Annotated in this window: 17 protein-coding genes; 6 read left to right on the forward strand and 11 right to left on the reverse strand. The window is 49.4% G+C overall.

The genetic code is table 11. The features are described 5' to 3' along the window. Positions 1-58: 58 nt before the first annotated feature. A complete protein-coding gene (locus tag C7B65_RS02870; RefSeq protein ID WP_073069394.1) occupies positions 59-1,501 on the reverse strand; it encodes a glycoside hydrolase family 13 protein in 1,443 nt (480 codons plus the stop codon). Positions 1,502-1,670: 169 nt separating this feature from the next. On the opposite strand from C7B65_RS02870, the gene C7B65_RS02875 reads away from it, so the two are divergent. Next, positions 1,671-2,519 carry a glycosyl hydrolase 108 family protein gene (locus C7B65_RS02875; protein WP_073069395.1) on the forward strand — a complete coding sequence of 283 codons (849 nt, stop codon included), beginning with the start codon at positions 1,671-1,673 and terminating at the stop codon, positions 2,517-2,519. Between the two features lie 257 nt (positions 2,520-2,776). On the opposite strand, the gene C7B65_RS02880 is transcribed toward C7B65_RS02875, so the two are convergent. The 4 genes from C7B65_RS02880 to C7B65_RS02895 all read right to left on the reverse strand — a co-directional run bounded on the left by C7B65_RS02880 (position 2,777) and on the right by C7B65_RS02895 (position 7,398). Next, positions 2,777-4,156 (reverse strand): DUF2254 domain-containing protein, encoded by a 1,380-nt coding sequence (locus C7B65_RS02880; RefSeq protein WP_073069396.1) that lies wholly within the window; start codon positions 4,154-4,156, stop codon positions 2,777-2,779. Next, positions 4,153-5,223 carry a mechanosensitive ion channel family protein gene (locus C7B65_RS02885; RefSeq protein WP_244913150.1) on the reverse strand — a complete coding sequence of 357 codons (1,071 nt, stop codon included), beginning with the start codon at positions 5,221-5,223 and terminating at the stop codon, positions 4,153-4,155. Before C7B65_RS02885 ends, C7B65_RS02880 begins: the two co-directional genes overlap by 4 nt. 96 nt (positions 5,224-5,319) lie before the next feature. Next, entirely contained in the window at positions 5,320-6,141 is an 822-nt protein-coding gene (locus tag C7B65_RS02890) for a potassium channel family protein (protein WP_073069398.1), read from the reverse strand. Positions 6,142-6,462: 321 nt separating this feature from the next. Next, a complete protein-coding gene (locus C7B65_RS02895; RefSeq protein WP_073069399.1) occupies positions 6,463-7,398 on the reverse strand; it encodes an S-layer homology domain-containing protein in 936 nt (311 codons plus the stop codon). A 215-nt stretch (positions 7,399-7,613) separates the two neighbouring features. Here C7B65_RS02895 and C7B65_RS29165 point away from each other — a divergent pair, with 215 nt between their 5' ends. Beyond that, positions 7,614-7,748 (forward strand): hypothetical protein, encoded by a 135-nt coding sequence (locus C7B65_RS29165; protein ID WP_262983513.1) that lies wholly within the window; start codon positions 7,614-7,616, stop codon positions 7,746-7,748. On the opposite strand, the gene C7B65_RS02900 is transcribed toward C7B65_RS29165, so the two are convergent. Genes C7B65_RS02900 through folK form a run of 3 tightly spaced genes read right to left on the reverse strand, consistent with a single transcriptional unit; the run spans position 7,745 to position 10,320 of the window. Continuing rightward, the gene (locus tag C7B65_RS02900; protein WP_073069400.1) at positions 7,745-9,199 is read right to left on the reverse strand and encodes an FAD-binding domain-containing protein; all 1,455 of its coding nucleotides are present in this window, start codon (positions 9,197-9,199) and stop codon (positions 7,745-7,747) included. The two genes, C7B65_RS29165 and C7B65_RS02900, sit on opposite strands and share 4 nt — an antisense overlap. A 42-nt stretch (positions 9,200-9,241) precedes the next feature. Beyond that, positions 9,242-9,790, reverse strand: coding sequence for an NUDIX hydrolase (locus tag C7B65_RS02905; protein ID WP_073069401.1), 549 nt, complete (start codon positions 9,788-9,790; stop codon positions 9,242-9,244). A 29-nt stretch (positions 9,791-9,819) separates the two neighbouring features. After that, positions 9,820-10,320: a 2-amino-4-hydroxy-6-hydroxymethyldihydropteridine diphosphokinase gene (gene folK, locus C7B65_RS02910; protein ID WP_073069402.1), complete on the reverse strand. Its 501-nt coding sequence runs from the start codon at positions 10,318-10,320 to the stop codon at positions 9,820-9,822. Positions 10,321-10,588: 268 nt separating this feature from the next. Between folK and C7B65_RS02915 the strand changes: the two genes are divergently transcribed. Beyond that, positions 10,589-11,485 carry a tetratricopeptide repeat protein gene (locus C7B65_RS02915; RefSeq protein ID WP_073069403.1) on the forward strand — a complete coding sequence of 299 codons (897 nt, stop codon included), beginning with the start codon at positions 10,589-10,591 and terminating at the stop codon, positions 11,483-11,485. Positions 11,486-11,535: 50 nt separating this feature from the next. Here C7B65_RS02915 and C7B65_RS02920 read toward each other — a convergent pair whose 3' ends face one another. The 3 genes from C7B65_RS02920 to C7B65_RS02930 form a co-directional block, all read right to left on the reverse strand. Further along, positions 11,536-11,907 (reverse strand): hypothetical protein, encoded by a 372-nt coding sequence (locus tag C7B65_RS02920; protein WP_073069404.1) that lies wholly within the window; start codon positions 11,905-11,907, stop codon positions 11,536-11,538. 38 nt (positions 11,908-11,945) lie between these two features. After that, positions 11,946-13,703 carry an ABC1 kinase family protein gene (locus C7B65_RS02925; protein ID WP_073069405.1) on the reverse strand — a complete coding sequence of 586 codons (1,758 nt, stop codon included), beginning with the start codon at positions 13,701-13,703 and terminating at the stop codon, positions 11,946-11,948. A gap of 188 nt (positions 13,704-13,891) precedes the next feature. Beyond that, on the reverse strand, positions 13,892-15,031 hold the full coding sequence (locus C7B65_RS02930; protein ID WP_073069406.1) for a DegT/DnrJ/EryC1/StrS family aminotransferase: 1,140 nt from the start codon (positions 15,029-15,031) through the stop codon (positions 13,892-13,894). A 140-nt stretch (positions 15,032-15,171) separates the two neighbouring features. Between C7B65_RS02930 and C7B65_RS02935 the strand changes: the two genes are divergently transcribed. The 3 genes from C7B65_RS02935 (at position 15,172) to cofH (ending at position 17,992) form a co-directional block, all read left to right on the forward strand. Then, positions 15,172-15,936: an ABC transporter permease gene (locus tag C7B65_RS02935; protein ID WP_073069407.1), complete on the forward strand. Its 765-nt coding sequence runs from the start codon at positions 15,172-15,174 to the stop codon at positions 15,934-15,936. 111 nt (positions 15,937-16,047) lie between these two features. Further along, positions 16,048-16,809 (forward strand): circadian clock KaiB family protein, encoded by a 762-nt coding sequence (locus C7B65_RS02940; protein ID WP_073069408.1) that lies wholly within the window; start codon positions 16,048-16,050, stop codon positions 16,807-16,809. Between the two features lie 10 nt (positions 16,810-16,819). Next, positions 16,820-17,992: a 7,8-didemethyl-8-hydroxy-5-deazariboflavin synthase subunit CofH gene (cofH, locus tag C7B65_RS02945; RefSeq protein ID WP_073069597.1), complete on the forward strand. Its 1,173-nt coding sequence runs from the start codon at positions 16,820-16,822 to the stop codon at positions 17,990-17,992. Positions 17,993-18,016 lie beyond the last annotated feature (24 nt).

An 18,016-nucleotide genomic window follows, 5' to 3' on the forward strand; every position in this document is an offset into this window, starting at 1 on the left:
CAGTTGAACTCCTCCTCCCAATTGTAGGTTGTGTTACAAAATCACCTCTACCTTGAGATTAGCCCAGCACACAGCCCGATCGCTCAGGCAAATGCAATTCCAGGTGTTGATCAACCCACTGGAGGTCAGCAGAGCCATACAACAACTTACTTTGGGGCTTTAGGTCGGATTGAGTGAGCGTGAGTTTAGCTGGAGTTGTTCCTGCATTGACTGCAATCACTAAGTTGTCATCTCCTAAGCTGCGAGCAAATATATAAACTGTTCCTTCAGCGTGAAGAACTTTGTAATCTCCGGTTCGCAAAGCAGGATGAGCATGACGGAGCGCAATCAGTTGACGGTGACACTCAAAAATCTTGTAATCCCAATCTGCTTCAGACGGAAAGCCCCGACGAGAATCAGGATCGAGCGCACCGGGCAACCCAACTTCGTCACCATAATAAATGCTAGGCGCACCTGGGAAGGTCAACAGCACGAGAGTTGCAAGCTCAACACTGGGGCGATCGCTGCCTGCAATTGACAGCAAACGAGCCGTGTCGTGACTGGCTAACAGGTTGAGTTGAGTCAGTTGAATCTGCCAGTCATAAAGCGCTAAAAGTGCCTGAATTTTTTCAGCATACTCCGCTGCAAATAAAGGAGGAAAGGGCTTATAGTCTCGACCTTGCACCTGATCGAGATCGACGCGATCGCCCGCCACAAACGCGATCGTCGGCCCTGTAAACAGATAGTTCATTACGCCATCAAACTGCGTTCCGTCGAGCCATTCTCGCGAGTCTCCCCACACCTCACCCACGATATAGGCTTCGGGATTGACCGCTTTGACGCGATCGCGAAACTCTTGCCAAAATCCCGGCGTTTTGATCTCAAAGGGCACATCCAACCGCCAGCCGTCCACGCCGAGTTTAATCCAATATTCAGCAATCTCCATGATGTATTCGCGCACTTCAGGATTGTCGTGATTAAACACAGGCAACGCCCGATTGCCATCCCACCCTTCATAATTTGCGGGATATTCGCCGTTATAGGCATTGACGGGCCAGTCATGAACTTTGAACCAATCGACCCAAGGCGAATGCGGACCGTTTTCTAACACGTCATGAAAAAAGAAAAAGCCGCGACTAGAGTGATTAAATACGCCATCTAAAACGACTTTTATATCGCGTCGATGTGACTCATCCAAAAACTCTTGAAAAGCAGCATTTCCGCCCAGCATCGGATCGACTTGATAATAATCGTGAGTGTGATAGCGATGATTACTAGCCGATTGAAAAATGGGCGTAAAGTAAATGGCATTGATGCCCAAATCTTGAATGTAGTCGAGCTTTTCGATTACGCCCCAAAGATCGCCTCCCTTATAGCCTTGCAGCGTCGGCAGTTCGTGCCAATCTTCCCAGCGATCGTGATGATGCAGCCGTTTGCGTAAGGTTTGGCTTTTGGCAAAGCGATCGGGAAATATCTGATAAAAAACCGCGTGTTTAACCCAGTCTGGTGTTTGAATCTGCATGAGTGTGTTTTTATTCCCTTCAACGCTAGATTACAATCACTTAACAATTTATACAGTCCTACCTCTGGTAGAAAAAGCAGGTTTCAGATGCCAAATATTAAATTTTGGACATAAAACTAATCCTCATTTCTCGTGTAGGGCACCATACGCATAGTTTAGGAGTTAAGCCATGCATCTAAAAGATTTGGTTGAACATAATGCGGTTGTCAATCTAGCAACGCTGACGAGCGATAAAGAATTGATTATCGATCTGCAAACTCGCTTAAGCGCGATCGGGTTTATGCCAGGAACTGACATCAGCACTGCCATTGATGGCGTGTTTGGGGCAGCGACCAAAGATGCGCTCGATCGTTTCTGCAAAGCGGCACATCTCAACAACTCCAGCACAGGCGTATTTGGAGCCACCTTTGCTCGAAAACTGATTGATACGCGTCCGCCCGTGATGCCAGTTACGCCCACTCTAGGGGCAAAAAAACAGCCGACTTCTGATGCGCTGGCAACTGCTCTTAAATTCACCTTGCAATGGGAAGGCGGATATGTGAACCATCCTGATGATCCGGGCGGAGCGACTAATAAGGGCGTGACTCAAAACACCTACAACACTTACCGCATCAACAATCGACTGCCGACTCAAGGGGTAGACCGGATTACTGACAAAGAAGTTCATGACATCTATTTTTCAATGTATTGGCAACCCTCACAAGCGCCGATCATGGTGTTGCCTTTAGCGATCGTGCATTTCGATACGGCGGTTAATTTTGGAGTGGGAGGCGCGATCGAGTTTCTCCAAGAAGCCTTGGGCATTAGCGCCGATGGCATCTTTGGCCCAGGCACTCAAAAGGCTCTTTTAGCCCACAACAATGCCCAGACTGCTCAAAAAATTGTTCGGGGTCGCGTCAATTATCGCAATCAGCGAGTGAATTCTAACCCCAGTCAAGAAGTCTTCTTGGTGGGTTGGCTAAACCGAGATAATGACTTGGGCGGATTTTTGGATTCCTCAAATGCTGGCATTGCTTAGAGAGAGCGATCGGGAAATATCTGATAAAAAACCGCGTGCTTAACCCAATCTGGTGTGAATTTGCACAAGTACTCTTCTAGTTCCTTTATCGCTAGGTTACAAGCACTTAACAATTTCTACAGTCCTACCTCTGGTAGAAAAACCAGGTTTCGAGTGCCAAGTTCGGGTGCTAAATCCTAGTCTCTTAATTTTGAGCAAACGATCGCTACCCGGAGGAGATATCCAATGAAGATCCTAACCATCCCAAGCGGTCTGGGCTACCCCTCTGATTGCAGACTTGCTTGATGAGCTTGCTCATCCCATTTGATTGGTGCCGGAGGTCTATTATTTAAAGCACCTAAAACCGTTTGATAGTGCTTTTCGACCTCGCTGCGATCGTACTCTTCAGATAACCCTTGGCGACTTCCTCGCAAAATCATCTCTGCATGGTGTTGTAAAACCATTTGTTGTTTTGGCGTTTCCGCATAGGCAGCAACGAGGGCGATCGCATCCAGCAATTGCATCATCACCACTGAATCTGACTGCCCATACTGACGAATCTGGGTAAAGGCACGATCAACCAGAAACTCAAACGTCACAGGCTCTACAATCACCCGTAGAGTGTGATGGTTGTCGTAACGGTAGGGAGAGGGGAAGTCTCGCTGAACCAGTAGACTTAAGCCTGCACCCAGACGGTCAATACAGCGAATCGCTGTGAAGGGATCATTGATCCCCGGAGAAAGCGCTCGCGAAGCAACTTCTACAAGTTGTTCGATCGGAAAGGCGATATCCTGCTTTTCGGTGCGTTCTTTACCGACTATAAAGACATCGTTAATCTGCTTCGTTAACTTAGGAGAAACATGCTCCTGTGGGTACACCAGAGCAAGGGGGATTCCTGGAATTAAATAGCTGCCAGGTCTAACTTTGAGGCACAGCAACACATCTGCTTGACGCGCAATTTTCATTAAGTTCTCATCGTCGATCAGTTGCAGATAGCCTTTTTTAGTAGCTTTAATGGGAGCCGATCGCTGCTCAAACTGGGTTGGGATTTCTCCAATTTGATGTTGAGTATCCCGTGAACTGTGTCCAATTTGTTGGGGAAACAGTTGATTGATTGTCCGCTCTAGCTCATCGCTCACGTTGGAAATCACGGAAGAGGCTTGAATAATTGTAGAAGCGTGATGAATAAAATAAATCAAAACGAGGGTGCTAAAAATTGCTAACCCCATGCCAACGGTAACGGAAAGCTGCGGCACAAACTTATCAAAGCCTTCGCCTCGAATAGTTCGCAGCACCAGCAGGCAATAGAGAAACGTGCCAATGAACGTCCCCAGAACGATTTGATTGCCAACATCATGCATGAAATTGCGAAGTAATCGAGGTCCAAAGTTCGATGATGCAAGCTGGAGCGCTACGATCGTAATGGAGAACGCTGTTCCTGAAACTGTTGCCATAGCACCTGCGACCGTAGAGAGCATCGATCGCGCCCCATCAGGGCCGCCTGTGTAAAGCCACCAAAACCCTGGCGATTTGCCCATCCAGTCAACATAGAGCAGAATCAACGCCAGTACTGCCGCAACTCCTGCAATTAAAGTTGGTAAAAACCAGTAACTTGATTGCAGCGAGTCCCACAGTTTCGTTAACTTCGTGTTTTTCATGAGTCTTTTGCCGATTCGGTGGGTTGATGCCCATTGCGTTGCTGCTTTTGTTCTGCAAGGTATCGCAATGCGCCCCCGATGCTTCGAGCTTTTGGAGTGTGCCGATCGTGTCCAGCGGGCCATCCTTCCCGTTGTTGAGTACGATCGCCGTCGGTTGCTTCGGTTTGATCATGAAACAGAATTTGCCGGGTTGGATAGGGCAGATCAATGCCATTCTCAACGTATAGTTTCTGTTTAATGGCGCTCAGTACCTGATCGCGAGACGTTAGGTCATCAATGCGGCGCGGCGGCGCAATCCACCAACGTACTCGGATGTTGACCGCACTTTCGGCAAGCTCTACGACCAAAACATCGGGTGCAGGATCTTTGAGAACTTCATCCACACTCGCGATCGCTTCGAGCATCAGTCGTTTTGCCTGCTGGATATCGTCTCCATATCCGATACCCACATCGTATTCCATCCGCCGATTCTCGAATGCCGTGTTGACCGTGACCGAATTGGTAAAGAGTTCGGAGTTGGGAATCACAATGCGGCGATTGTCGTAAGTCTTAATCGTCGTTGCGCGAGTTTCAATCCGTTCAACCGTTCCTTCAAAGCTTTTAAAGACAATTTGATCGTTAATCCGAAATGGCTCCGTTAACAAAATTAGAATGCCAGATAGAAAATTTTGAAGGATATCGCGAAACGCAAACCCGATCGCAACGCCACTAATTCCCAGAAGCTGAACGAGATCACCTGCCTTTAGAGATGGAATGACGATCGACAACGCGACAAACAATCCAATGAGAATGATTGCACCTTGAGCTAGCCGTCCTAAAACTAACCCTAAGTTTCGGGCACGACGACGATTGGCGGTTGCGCGTCGAACAATTCGCTTGATGCTTCTAGCAACAAAAAAGAAAATGGCAAAGACAATTACGGCTAGGACAACATTGGGCAGCAAGGCTAAAAAGCCACTAACCATGCCCTGGAGCTTGTTCCAAATTGCGGATAGGTCAAGCATTCTCATTTGTTCAGCTACCTCTAAGTCAACAGAAATAATAGACAAACAATCTAAAGTTGCCATCTATCTCTAGTTCTGGAATTGAGGTTGAGAAGGCGCTTCTAGAACGGTTATGTTGACGAGGGGCGTAGCATTAAAATCCCTAATATCAATAGATGGTCACTGCTCCAAGTCGGTTTGCTCAAACGATGAATTAGCAACTTGATGATTGCGAGACAAGCTTTGAATTTCTGTTCGTAGTGCAGCAATTTCTGTTTGTAAAGCTTGTATCGACTTTACCCCAGCAATCTCTGCTTGTTCATTTTCAGCATCTTGACCCACAAAGAAGGTGGCGATCGTAGCGGTGACATAACCGAAGATTGCAAAACCATACACCGCTAATATAAAGCATAAAATACGACCCTCCGGCGACTGGGGAAAATAGTCTGACCCCATGGTAGTCATCAGCATTGCAGTCCACCATAAAGCAGTGCTATAGCTTTCTAAACCGTTTGGCAGGTCTCGTTCAAAGGCATACATTCCCGCCGCGCCGCCTAAAGTGACGATCGCAGTCGAAGCCACAACGTAGCCAAATCCGCGCCGTTGAAAGCTAGCACTCAGCGATCGCATTCCTCTAGTGGTGCGGGTCATCACGCCTAACAATCGGACTCCTCGCGCTGCCCGCATCACCCGGAAAATTCGCAAGGTGCGGAGGGCAGGCAAAACCAGTGAGCAGACCGTTAACCAATTCCGCCGCAGATAAGCGCCTTTGTGGGGAGCCAGGACAAACTCTAATAGAAAATCAAAAATAAAGAGAATCCAAATCGTGAGGCTAACAGCATTGAGAAATGGATTGGTATCCCAAATGAGTTCAATAATAAGTAGAGTTAGCCAGCCAAAGCTTAACACTAGCATTGGCACATCAAGCCAGTCTTCAAGCTGTTGAAGAACTTCGCTGCGGACTTGCGATAGGGATTTTTCCAGGGGGTTCAAAGGATTCATGCTTTGTTGGCGGTGCTATAAGTTAGCCCACAGTAGCGCGATTGCCAATTTTCTATAGAGCGCTCTCCTTAAATGCTCGATCGCAACCCCACTCTTGATCTATCACTGAGCATCTAGCGCAAGGAAATACTATATTGACACAAGCGCGTCAGCCTTACTATTGTTCGCCAGCAATTCCAAATTCAAGCTCGAAAGCCACTTTTTGCGTGATCTGTTTCTGGCTTATTGAACCCATTCTCAACAAGCCGACGATAAACCAAGGCTTGTCGAGTTCAAGGATCGTCAGAAACTTTTGAATTTGGAATTGCTGATTATTCGCAGTTAGCGTTGTCCTACAATATATTGAGCGGTCGTCCGATCAGCGATCGGTTCAGCCCGACCTTGACTGACTAGGGCTTGATAAATTAAAGCGGCCATTTCTCCACGAGTCGCAGGTTGGTTCGGATTCAAAACTCTAACATTCGGATGATTCACGACAATACCTGCTCTCGTTGCAGCGGCAACCTCATCCACCGCGTAAGCAGGAATTCGGTTTGCATCCTGATAGTATTGGTTCAATAACGCAGAGGGCGATTGAGTTTTAGGTTGATTGGGGGTGTTTGGGGTGACTGGCGTTGCGGCGCTAGATTGAGTGTTTGCAGCAGCAGCAACTACAGGACGGATCAATGGTGCTAAAAGCGCTGTTGACGCGATCGGAAACATCAGCCCTTGTCGTCTAGCTGGCTGAGGGCGAGTTGACTGACTTGAGGCAGTAGGGGTCGCAGATTGCTGTGACGTTTGTGCTGCCTTTTGCAACTCTAGATTTCGCGCCAGTGATGAGACTGCTTCTACCTTGCTCACAGGCTGTCTCGGACGAAAGTAACCGCCTGGATAGCCAGAGAGAAATCCCGTTTGGTATGCCTCCTTGATCGCAGGTGCTGCCCAATATCCTTGGGGCACATCCTTAAAGGCGCTGCCGCTAGAAATGCTTCGCTCTTTACTTTGATTAAAAGCATCTCGAATAATCGCTGCAAATTCATCTCGGTCAACCGGGCTATTTGGACGATAAGTGCCATCTGGGTATCCGGTAACAATGTTACGGTCTGCCAGTCTAGCAATGAAAGGTTGCGCCCAGTGGTCTGACGTGTCTGGAAAGCTCACAGTTTGGGCAGTGACCGAATTTGACAGCGCAGAAATGAAGGGTGCAACTGTAGCGGTCAGGACTGCGATCGCAACAACTGCAATCTCTATCTTAGGGGTTGGTGTCAGTTTCAACATGGTTCATCTTTATAGATAGCCGCTTACAAGTTAACTTCTTTATATGAAGCATTCGTCCATCGGTAGAATGAGGTTAAGGTTTTTGTTGCTCTTGAGCAGCAGCAACGGGTAGACCTACTGATCAGCCCGCAACCGCCGCCGAAACTCTCTTAAATCACTTCGCCAGCCAGCAGATTGCAACCACGCCTGATACTCAGACCGAACTAGTTCAGCAAGTGCTATTAGCAGAGGCTAAAAAGGATTGGTTTTTTAGGCAGTTCTTAATCCAGCAAGGGCAGGAGGTCATTAAAACAATGCCAGAAAGTGTGATTTCAAAAGCGTTTGAGCAAGCGATCGAGCAGCTTGGTTAATCGACCTCTGGTTCTTTGCCTGTAATGGTTCGTTGCTGTTGATATTGTTCTTTAAATTTGCGCTGTTGTTGATTGTGATCGACGATCGCAGCCGGATAACCACAGCGATCGCGATCGGATTGCGAAATCTCTCCCGTAATCAAATCTTTAGTATCAACGCCGCGTAACTCTGGCAACCATTCACGAATGTAGTCTGCGTCTGCATCAAACTTTTTTGCCTGACTCGCAGGATTGAAAATTCGCAACGGCTTAGGGTCCATGCCACTTGATGCACTCCACTGCCAGCCGCCATTATTAGCAGACAGATCACCATCGTAGAGTTTTTGCATAAAATACTTCTCGCCTAACCGAAAATCTACGAGCAGATCCTTAGTTAAAAAACTGGCAACAATCATCCGGCAACGGTTGTGCATCCAGGCAGTTTCGTTCATTTGGCGCATGGCAGCATCGACGATCGGATACCCTGTCCGCCCCTCACACCAAGCCTGAAAATACTCCTCGTTGTTCTCCCACGGAAAGGTTTTGAGAACTTTGCGATAAGCCCCTTCTGCCAACTCTGGGAAGAAATACATCACGTGCTGATAAAACTCTCGCCACGCCAACTCTTGTCGCCACGTCTGAATGCTGGCTTGAGTTTCATCACTGCGGCTCTGCTCTAATGCCGTCACCGTTGCCGCCCACACCGATCGTACGCCAATCACCCCAAACTTAAGCGCCGCACTCAGCCGCGATGTCCCCGGATTTGCCGGAAAGTTTCGCTGTTCTTGATAAGCATTGATTGCCGCGTCACAAAATTCTGCTAATCGCGCTTGGGCAGCTTGTTCTCCCGGTTCCAGCATTAAAGCATTGTCCCAAACAAAGCCCAAATCTTTTGCAGTAGGAAGCGCGATCGCGCCCGCAGACTTTGCTGTTTCTGCCTCGGCTTCAGTCAGCCCTTCTGCACCCACAAAGTTAGGCATCGGTTCTGCTTTGGGTTTGCTGACCCAATTCCGCCAAAACGGAGAATAAACCGTGTAAGGCGAACCCGAACCTGATTTGATTTCTTCTGGAGAATGCAGTAGCTGATCCCAGGAAGTTTTGACTTCGATTCCGGCTTGGTTAAGGGCGGAGATCATTGCCCGATCGCGCTCCTGAGAATATGGCTCAACATCCCAATTCCAGAAAACCGCTTTGGCGTTCAGGGTTTTTGCCAGATTGGGAACTGCCACTCGTGGGTCGGCGTTGAGAATCAGTAATTGGCTTCCCGCTTCTGCATAGCGCTGCTGGAGCGATCGTAGACTCCCGATCATATAAGTGACTCGTGCAGGAGCGATATCATCTCGCTGCAAAAGATTGGGATCGAGACAAAAAACGCCAACGACTTTGGGCGATCGTTGACGCGCGATCGACAGCCCGACATTATCCGCAGTTCGCAAATCTCGACGGTGCAAAAACAAAATCAGATCAGACATAGAAATCAGTAGAGAGCGAATGGCTACACTTTCTACTATCCCCTAACTCAGGAATGGTTTCGCCAGCATAAAGCTACAGATTGACTTAGCATCGGTCAAATCGCCTGAATAGATCGCCTGTTCTACTTCTTTAGAGGTCATCAGAACTGTTTCAATATCCTCATCGTCATCTTGCTTAGGAGGATTTTCTAGCAGTTCTAAATCCGTTGCCAGAAATGCGTAAATAATCTCATCCGAATAGCCCGGAGCCAAAAAGAACTCACCGAGCTTTTTCCATTGCCCTGCTCGATAGCCGACTTCTTCTTGAATCTCGCGCCCGATCGTTCCCGCCGGAGCTTCGCCCACTTCCAGCGTTCCTGCTGGAAACTCTAGCAATCGCCCCTGCACTGTAAAGCGATATTGCCGAGTCAGCACCAGTTTGCCATCAGGCGTAACCGGAACTGCTAGAGCACCTCCCGGATGGCGCACACATTCCCACTCGCCTTCAGATTTGTTAGGCAAGCGCAACCGATTGACTTCAAAATTAAACTTGCGCCCCTTATAAGAAAGGCGCTGTCTAAGCAACTGAGGCGGTTCTGAACCCAAAGCCATGAGCAAAAAGGGTAAAGGGCAAAAAGTCTCTAACTGCTCGCCTGTCTGACCCCTGAACGATCGACGAGTTGGGCAAGTTGAGCGATCGTCGCGCCCGTCACAGGCTCTACCCAATCAGGGGCAATTTCTGCGAGCGGAACCAAAACAAAGGCCCGATCGCACATCCGAGGATGGGGAATTTGCAAATCAGACGTATTTAAGATTACATCATCAAACAGGAGCAAGTCTAAGTCAAGGGTTCGCGCACTCCATCGCTGCTGTCTGACTCTCCCAAACCCAAGCTCGACCTCTAGAAGGGCTTGTAACAATTTGTGCGGAGTGAGCGTAGTTTTCAGTAATGCACACTGATTGAGATAATCAGGCTGAGGAGGACTGTCAGGCAAGGTGAGCGCTTTAGTTAAGTAAAGGTGCGATCGCTGCACGACTTTGATCCCCGGTGTGCGATCGAGGGTTTCAAGCGCCGATTTTAGAATGGTCTGAGAGTCGCCCAGATTACTACCCAGCGCAATGGCACACGGAACAAATTGCATAAAGTTCAAACGGATCAAATTCTCAAACAGATTTTTATAGAGGAATGGTTTGGCTAGGGGCAATCCCCCGTGGTTGCCCTCCGTCAGAGGTAGGCATGGGGGCGTTACCCCTACAGCCATTTCATTCCTTCATTCTGCAATGTCCTTAAATATTAGGATAAAGAGTCGATTAAATTAGAGACACACGATCGCCACCAACCTACTTCACCTCGATCGATTGCTGCTATGATTGGCCGCGATCGCCCCTCTCAGCTTCAATAAATTTGGTATGTCGTCGTTCTTCCTCAAATCTCTCAGCGTCTTATCAAGCGGATTGATCGTCTCAGGCTTTGTGATCTTGCCTGTGTGCGAGGTCACTCCAGTTGTGATGGCGCAAAACAACGAGCAGGCGGCAGAAGCTAAAGTCAGTCAGGGTTTACAGCTAATCCAGCAGGGCAGACTCAACGAGGCGATCGACGCATTTCGGCAGGCAACGCAGATCAATCCCAAGATGGCAGCCGCTCACTATAATTTGGGGCTGGCACTGCGGCAACAAGGGCAACTGCAAGCCTCGGCAACGGCATTCCATCAAGCGACCCAGGCTGATCCCAATTTTGCCCTCGCTTATGCCAATCTAGGAGCCGCACTGATTGAAGGAAACAACCTCAATCAGGCGCGAGATTATTTGCAGCGATCGCTCGAACTCGACCCAAAACTAGGACTCGCTCACTACAATCTAGGACTGGTGCTAGAGCTTCAAGGCGACTTGCCAAGGGCGGTTGGTGCCTTTCGAGAGGCAGCCCAGTTTACGCCCAACGCGCCAGAACCACTCTATCACTTGGGGTTGGTGTATCAAAAACAGCAAAAACCGAGTGAGGCGATCGCGGCATTTCGGCAAGCGGTGCAGCGCAACCCTAACTATGCAGAAGCTCATTACAGCTTGGGTTCAACTCTGTTTAGTCAAGGAGATTTAGGCGGCGCTCTGACCGCGTTTCGCAAGTCCAGCCAGGTGAACCCTAACTATGCCAATGCTTACTATGGAGCAGGGTTAGTCTTTGTCCGTCAAAACAAGATCAGCGACGCTCAACAAACTTTGAACTATGCCAAAAATCTCTTTACAGCACAAAAAAATCTGCCTTGGGCAGAAAAAGCAGAGCAGCAGCTTAAAAAGCTTAGAAATCGCTAGAAAACCTCCCAGCAAACAAGGGGCTTAAGCCCCTCGTCAACTCAGTTTTATCAACCGGGCGAATCTAAATCCAAGGCTTGAGAGCCACCTTGCTCAAGCTCTGCCAAAATCTTGCCTAATTGCCACCAGACTAGCCAGGTGATTCCGATCGTCAAAGGCACCGCGATTCCATAAGCCAGAAACGTAGGAAGTCCAAAAATCTCCATGCCAGCAGACAGAAAGAAGCAACAGCCGCCCGCAATGCCTAAAAATGGGACTAAAAGCTGCATTCCTCGCACATTGGCTAGTGTGCGCGTCGATCGGTTTTTTGACCACTCGCGCACCGATTGTTTAAGGACGGCATCAAAGGCGGTGCCAGAAGCGAGACTCGCCAGCAGTCCGACAACGAGAAGCAGGTAAGGAGGTTCGGGAAAGCTATACACGGTTGGTTAAGAAGGTAATGGAGTTGATGGTTCGTCGCTTAAAACTTCTTCATCCTACCGTTCGCAGAGGGATCAGTCAAAGCAGCCACCGAGGGAATAATAGCAGCAGTACGGGCAGCAGAAAACTCTGCGATCGCACCAACCGCAGCACTGAGCAGACGATCGGGCTTGAGGTCGTCTTTGATCAGATCCCACAAGCGCCGGACTTCTTCAGTGTGCAGCCGATCGTCTTCGGTGAGTGCCAGCAGCAACTGTTGCCGCAAAAACTGACCTTCACCAGAGAGAATGTATTGCAGCCCTAGCTGAGCGGTTGGCAGCAGATCAAACCCGGCATCAGACTGAGCGATCGCGATCAGATTCTCTAGTCGCTGCCATTGAAACTTGCCGTCTTTAAATAGCACTTCGATTAGCCTGCGCCGCAGTTGAGCCGATTCGCCCGTCAACAGACGACGAGCGATGTAAGGATAGGCAACTTCGACGATTCTAAAATTGGGATTGAGGGTGAGCGCTAACCCTTCTTGAGTCACCAGCGATCGAATGATCAGCGCGAACTTTGCCGGAATTCGGAACGGATAGTCATACATCAGCTTCGAGAACTGATCGGTGATCGTCTTGAAGTTAAAGTCTCGGACGCTCTCGCCCATGATGTTGCCCAACACCGACTCTAATGCTGGAACGATCGGATAAATATCAACATCAGATGTCAGAAATCCCAGTTTTACAAAATCTTTGGCTAGCTCAACGTAATCTTTGTTGATCAAGTGAACGACAGCATCGACGAGCGTTTCTTTACCGCTTTCCTCTAGCTGATCCATCATGCCAAAGTCGATGTAAGCCATCTGCGCTGTTACCGGGTGATTGCCGTTTGTCGAAGGTGGCGGGGCGACAGCAAACAAATTACCAGGGTGGGGGTCGGCGTGAAAAAAGCCGTGTTCGAGCAATTGCCGCAAGCCAGAAGTGACCCCAATCCGAATCAGAGCATCGGTGTCTAGCCCCGCTTGTTTGATGCGATCGGTATCAGTCAGCTTAAAGCCATTAATCCACTCCAACACGAGAACGGTGTGAGTGGTGTAACGCCACACGATCGACGGAACTTTAACGGTGGGGTCACTGCGAAAATTATCGGCAAATTTTTCAGCGTTTCGCCCTTCGTTGATATAGTCGATTTCTTCAAACAGTTTGGTGCCAAACTCATCGACAATCAGCGTCAGGTCATGCCCCAAATTGAGCGGCAGCCACGGTGATAGCCAGCTTGCTGCCCAACGCATCAGATAGAGATCGAGGGTCAAAATCGGGTGAAGATTGGGACGCTGCACCTTGACAGCAACCTCTTCGCCACTATAGAGACGAGCGCGATAGACCTGACCCAAACTTGCGGCTGCAACCGGGTCAGGAGAAATTTCGCTGAAAATATCACCGATCGTATTGTCAAGCTGCGTCTCAATAATGTGCAGAGCAAGCTCGTTAGAAAACGGCGGCAACTGATCTTGCAGCTTTACCAACTCGTCGAGAAAGTCTTGCCGCACCAAGTCAGGACGAGTGGAGAGCGCCTGACCAACCTTGATAAACGTCGGCCCTAAATCAGTGAGAATCTGCCGTAGCTGAGAAGCGCGACGATATTTGTTCCGCTCCTCTTGCCCTTGCCATTCATCCCACTTGAGACCGAGGATAAATCCAACAAAAAATCCGGTGACTCTGAGGGCACGCCAGATAGCCCTCCACGGACGGTAGCGATAATATCGGGCGATCGTGCCCGCGTCATAGCGTCTAAGTTGACTCAGGGGACTTCGACCCACGTTCTGCTGTGCCTCTCAAGACTAAAAAAGAACTGCTACTAATTAATGATTACTAATTGTTACCTTTTGTTTAATTCTAGTATGGAAAACTACAAAATTTTTGCTTTGCGTCCTCTATGCCACTCTTTCGCCTCAGATTGTCAACCGTGAAGTTTCTAGACCTTGTGCTGATTGTTGCAGACGATCGCTCACACCAAACAATCTTTCAAACTGTAAACAACCTGGTCTTGCTGCTCGATCGACAGTTCTGGAAACATCGGCAGAGACAGCACCTCATGGGCAGCCCGATCGGACACAGCTAACTGTCCTGGCAGATAACCCAGCGAGTGATAAATCGGTTGCAGGTGCAATGGCAATGGGTAATAAACCATTGAGTTGACTCCCTTTGCCTGAAGTTGAGTACGGACGCGATCGCGCAGCAGTTCCTCGCCTTCAGGTTGACTCAAATCATCCACAATTCTGACGGTGTATTGATTCCAGACGGGGCGACCGTTAGCAGGCACTTGAGGGGTCACCACTCTAGAAATGGGCTGAAGGAGTTGATGATAGCGATCGGCAACGACTCGACGCTGATCGTTCCAGCCATCGAGATAGCGCAGTTTGATCTGCAAAATGGCTGCCTGCATTGCGTCGAGTCGGCTGTTGACTCCAAACTCTTCGTGATAATAGCCGCTCCGTCGCCCGTGATCGCGCAGCATTCTTAACGTGGCGGCGATTTCCGGATCATTCGTGGTGATTGCGCCGCCGTCGCCACAAGCGCCTAAATTTTTGGTCGGGTAGAAGCTAAAACAGCCAATCTGCCCAAAGCTGCCGACTTTTTGACCTGCCCATTCTGCACCCGTTGCCTGAGCGCAATCTTCGATCACGGCTAGGTGATGAGCGTTGGCGATCGCCATCAACCGCGTCATATCCGCTGGCTGCCCAAATAAGTGGACGGGAATAATCGCTTTTGTGCGAGGGTTAATCGCCGCTGCGATTTGACTCAGATCTAAGTTAAACGTCTGCGGATCGATATCGACAAAAATTGGCGTAGCTCCGACTGCGCTGATCGTTTCGCCTGTGGCAACAAAAGTGAAAGGCGTGGTGATCACCTCGTCTCCGGCTCCAATCTTTAAGGCGCGGAGTGCCAGATAAAGCGCATCGGTGCCAGAGTTGCACGACACGCACTCAGAAACCCCCACATAACCAGCAAGCTGTTTCTCAAACGTTTCGACGATCGTGCCGCCAATATAGCGACCAGAGGCAAGCACATCTAAAACCGCTTGATTAATCTCTTCACCGATGATTTTATACTGTTCTGACAGGTCAAAAGGGGGGATGATATTCACTCAATTGCACCACGCGCCGTAATTGCTAATGCCGCTTTCAGAAACGGTTTTCTTAGGCGTTAGACTATTAAACCTTTCAATTGTTTCAACAAATCCACTATCTGGCAAGATCGGGAGGTTGAGAAGAGCATTGACACGGTATGGATTTACTGATTCGACTTCCCTGGGCGCTGGGGCTGATTTTAGCAGCGATCGCGCTTTCATCTTGGCAAAAGCTCGGCTTAGAAGGCAGCTTGGCACTCGCGGCAGGGCGAACGATCGCCCAACTCACCGTAGTCGGCTACTTTTTGGGGGTCGTGTTTGCCTTCAAAAGTCCTTGGGCGGTGTTGGCGGTTTTAGGGGGAATGCTCATCGTTGCGTCGATCGTAGCTCGCAATCGCATCAGTCAAAAGATTCCTCGCTTGCTGCCGTTGATTGCTGGCTCGATTTTAGTTAGCACTGCTCTGACGTTGACCTACACCAGTTTGCTGATTGTGCAACCACAGCCCTGGTATGATCCGCAGACGGTGATTCCCCTCGCGGGCATTGTGTTGGGCAACGCAATGAATGGAGCGGCGATCGCGGGCGATCGCTTGGTCAGCACGCTTAACTCTAGTCAACTCGAAATTGAGACGCATCTCAGTTTGGGGGCAACTCCTCAACAAGCGGTGGCGCAATATCGCCGAGATGCCATCAAAGCGGGGTTAATTCCGACTATCAATTCGATGATGGTGGTGGGGCTGGTGACGCTTCCTGGAATTATTACAGGTCAACTGCTGGGTGGGGCAGATCCGATCCAGGCGGCGGCGTTTCAGATGTTGATTTTGTTTATGTTGGCGTTTGCCACGTTGCTGACTACAATACTCGTGACCCAGGGGTTGCTGCGACAGTTTTTTAACCAGGCGGCGCAGTTGATTCTGTGGTGAGCTAATCTTTGAACGACTTTTTGGTCGCAGATTGTCCAGCGAATGTAAGAGAATATTCTCGTGAGGTTGTTAGCGATCGCTTCCAATTACTTTTATCTTTGCTGGTAGCCCTTGAATCCTTATCTCAAGCGTTCCGTTCCGTCAGTCTTTAAAGGCATCGCTCTGTTTACGCCCGGTGGAGATTTGGTCTATTGCATCGACCCCGGCAAACAAGGACGGTGGCACTTAAACCTGTGTGCGACATTACAGGAAATTTTAGAGCTACCTGAACCGCCCCATTTTTTAGTGCCTTGCTATACGGCGACGCTCGATCGCTGGCTTGATTCTGCCACTCGACAAGTGAGAACTTTTGCCGAAGCCTATCCGCTCGTCTTTCGCTATCGGGCGCTATTAGATGCCGTGTTTGAGACTCAGCACATCAACTGGCAGATCGCACCCTTACCAGAAGAGGTCTGCGAACCAGCGCTGCTGGCCACCTATCGAGCGCAGTTTCCCCAACTTTGGGAGAGCCACGATTTGGTGATTCGAGTTGACAGCCCGATCGAGCGCCCCGAATCTGCTCATCGTCCTGCGATCGCGTTTTCTCAAAATTACACTCAGGGCTATGTGTTGCGGCTGTTTGTGTCGGGCTATAGTGCAGCAACTCAGCGAATTTTAGAGAACTTGCATCAACTCTTAGAAGAGTCGCTCAGTCACCCTTATACACTGAAAGTAATCGACATTTTTACACACCCAGAACAGGCAGAAATCGATCAGGTTTCGGCAACTCCAACGCTGGTCAAGGTTTATCCGCGCCCAGTGCGACGAATTGTGGGAGACCTCAACGATGTCAATCGGGTGTTGCGAATGTTGGGAGCGCCAGGTGAAAGATAAAGGGCAAACGATGAACGTCACAGAGATTCTAGAACGAGCGATCGCAGGCGATGACCTGTCGCCTGAAGCAGGGGTAGTGTTGCTGAAGCAAACTGAGCAGGGGAAGATCGAGCAAATTCGCGACACTGCCGATCAACTTCGACGACGACAAGCGGGCGAAACAGTGACTTACGTGATCAATCGCAATATTAACTTCACCAACATCTGTGAGCAACACTGTAGCTTTTGTGCATTTCGACGAGACAGTGGAGATGAAGGCGCTTATTGGCTCGATCGGGCACAAATCTTAGAAAAGACCACTGATGCGGTCGATCGTGGAGCAACTGAGATTTGTATGCAGGGTGGCTTAAACCCAGAGGCGCAGATTAACGGGGCATCGCTCCCCTATTACTTAAAAGTGATTGAAACGATTAAATCTGAGTTTCCTGATCTGCATCTCCACGCATTTTCGCCGCAAGAAGTCGAGTTTATCGCCCGAAAAGATGGCTTGACGTTTGCAGAAGTGATTGTTGCACTGCGAGAAGGCGGAGTCGGTTCGATGCCCGGAACGGCGGCTGAAGTGTTAGACGACGAAGTGCGGCGAATTCTTTGCCCTGAAAAGATCAACTCAGAAACCTGGTTAGAAATTGTCAAAACCACCCACCAGCAAGGACTCCCCACCACTAGCACGATGCTCTCAGGGCACATCGAAACCCCAAAGCAGCAGATGCGACACCTAGAATTGATCCGATCGCTCCAACAATCTGCCAAAACCCACGGCTACACAGGGATCACTGAATTTATTCTGCTGCCATTCGTCGGGCAAGAAGCGCCAAAACCTCTACGTCGGCGAGTCGGACGCGATCAGCCCGTTCTCTCTGATGCCCTCTTGCTGATGGCAGTCGCCCGGATCTTTCTAGGTAACTGGATTCCCAATCATCAGCCAAGTTGGGTCAAACTGGGGCTAGAAGGAGCCGTAGAAGCGCTGCAATGGGGTTGTAACGATATCGGCGGCACCCTGATGGAGGAGCACATTACGACGATGGCAGGCGCTTTGGGCGGCACCTGTATGGAAGTGGAGACATTGCAACAAGCGATCGCAGCGATCGATCGTCCGCATCAGCAGCGAGATACGCTTTACAGAAAAGTGGTCACAAAGTCGCCCATGATCAGACAGAAAGCTGGCACTTTGACAAACCCCTAGCAAGATTCATAAAGAACGTGCATA

Origin of the sequence: Phormidesmis priestleyi ULC007 (assembly GCF_003003695.1) — a bacterium.
In the GTDB taxonomy this organism is placed as follows: domain Bacteria; phylum Cyanobacteriota; class Cyanobacteriia; order Leptolyngbyales; family Leptolyngbyaceae; genus Phormidesmis_A; species Phormidesmis_A priestleyi_A.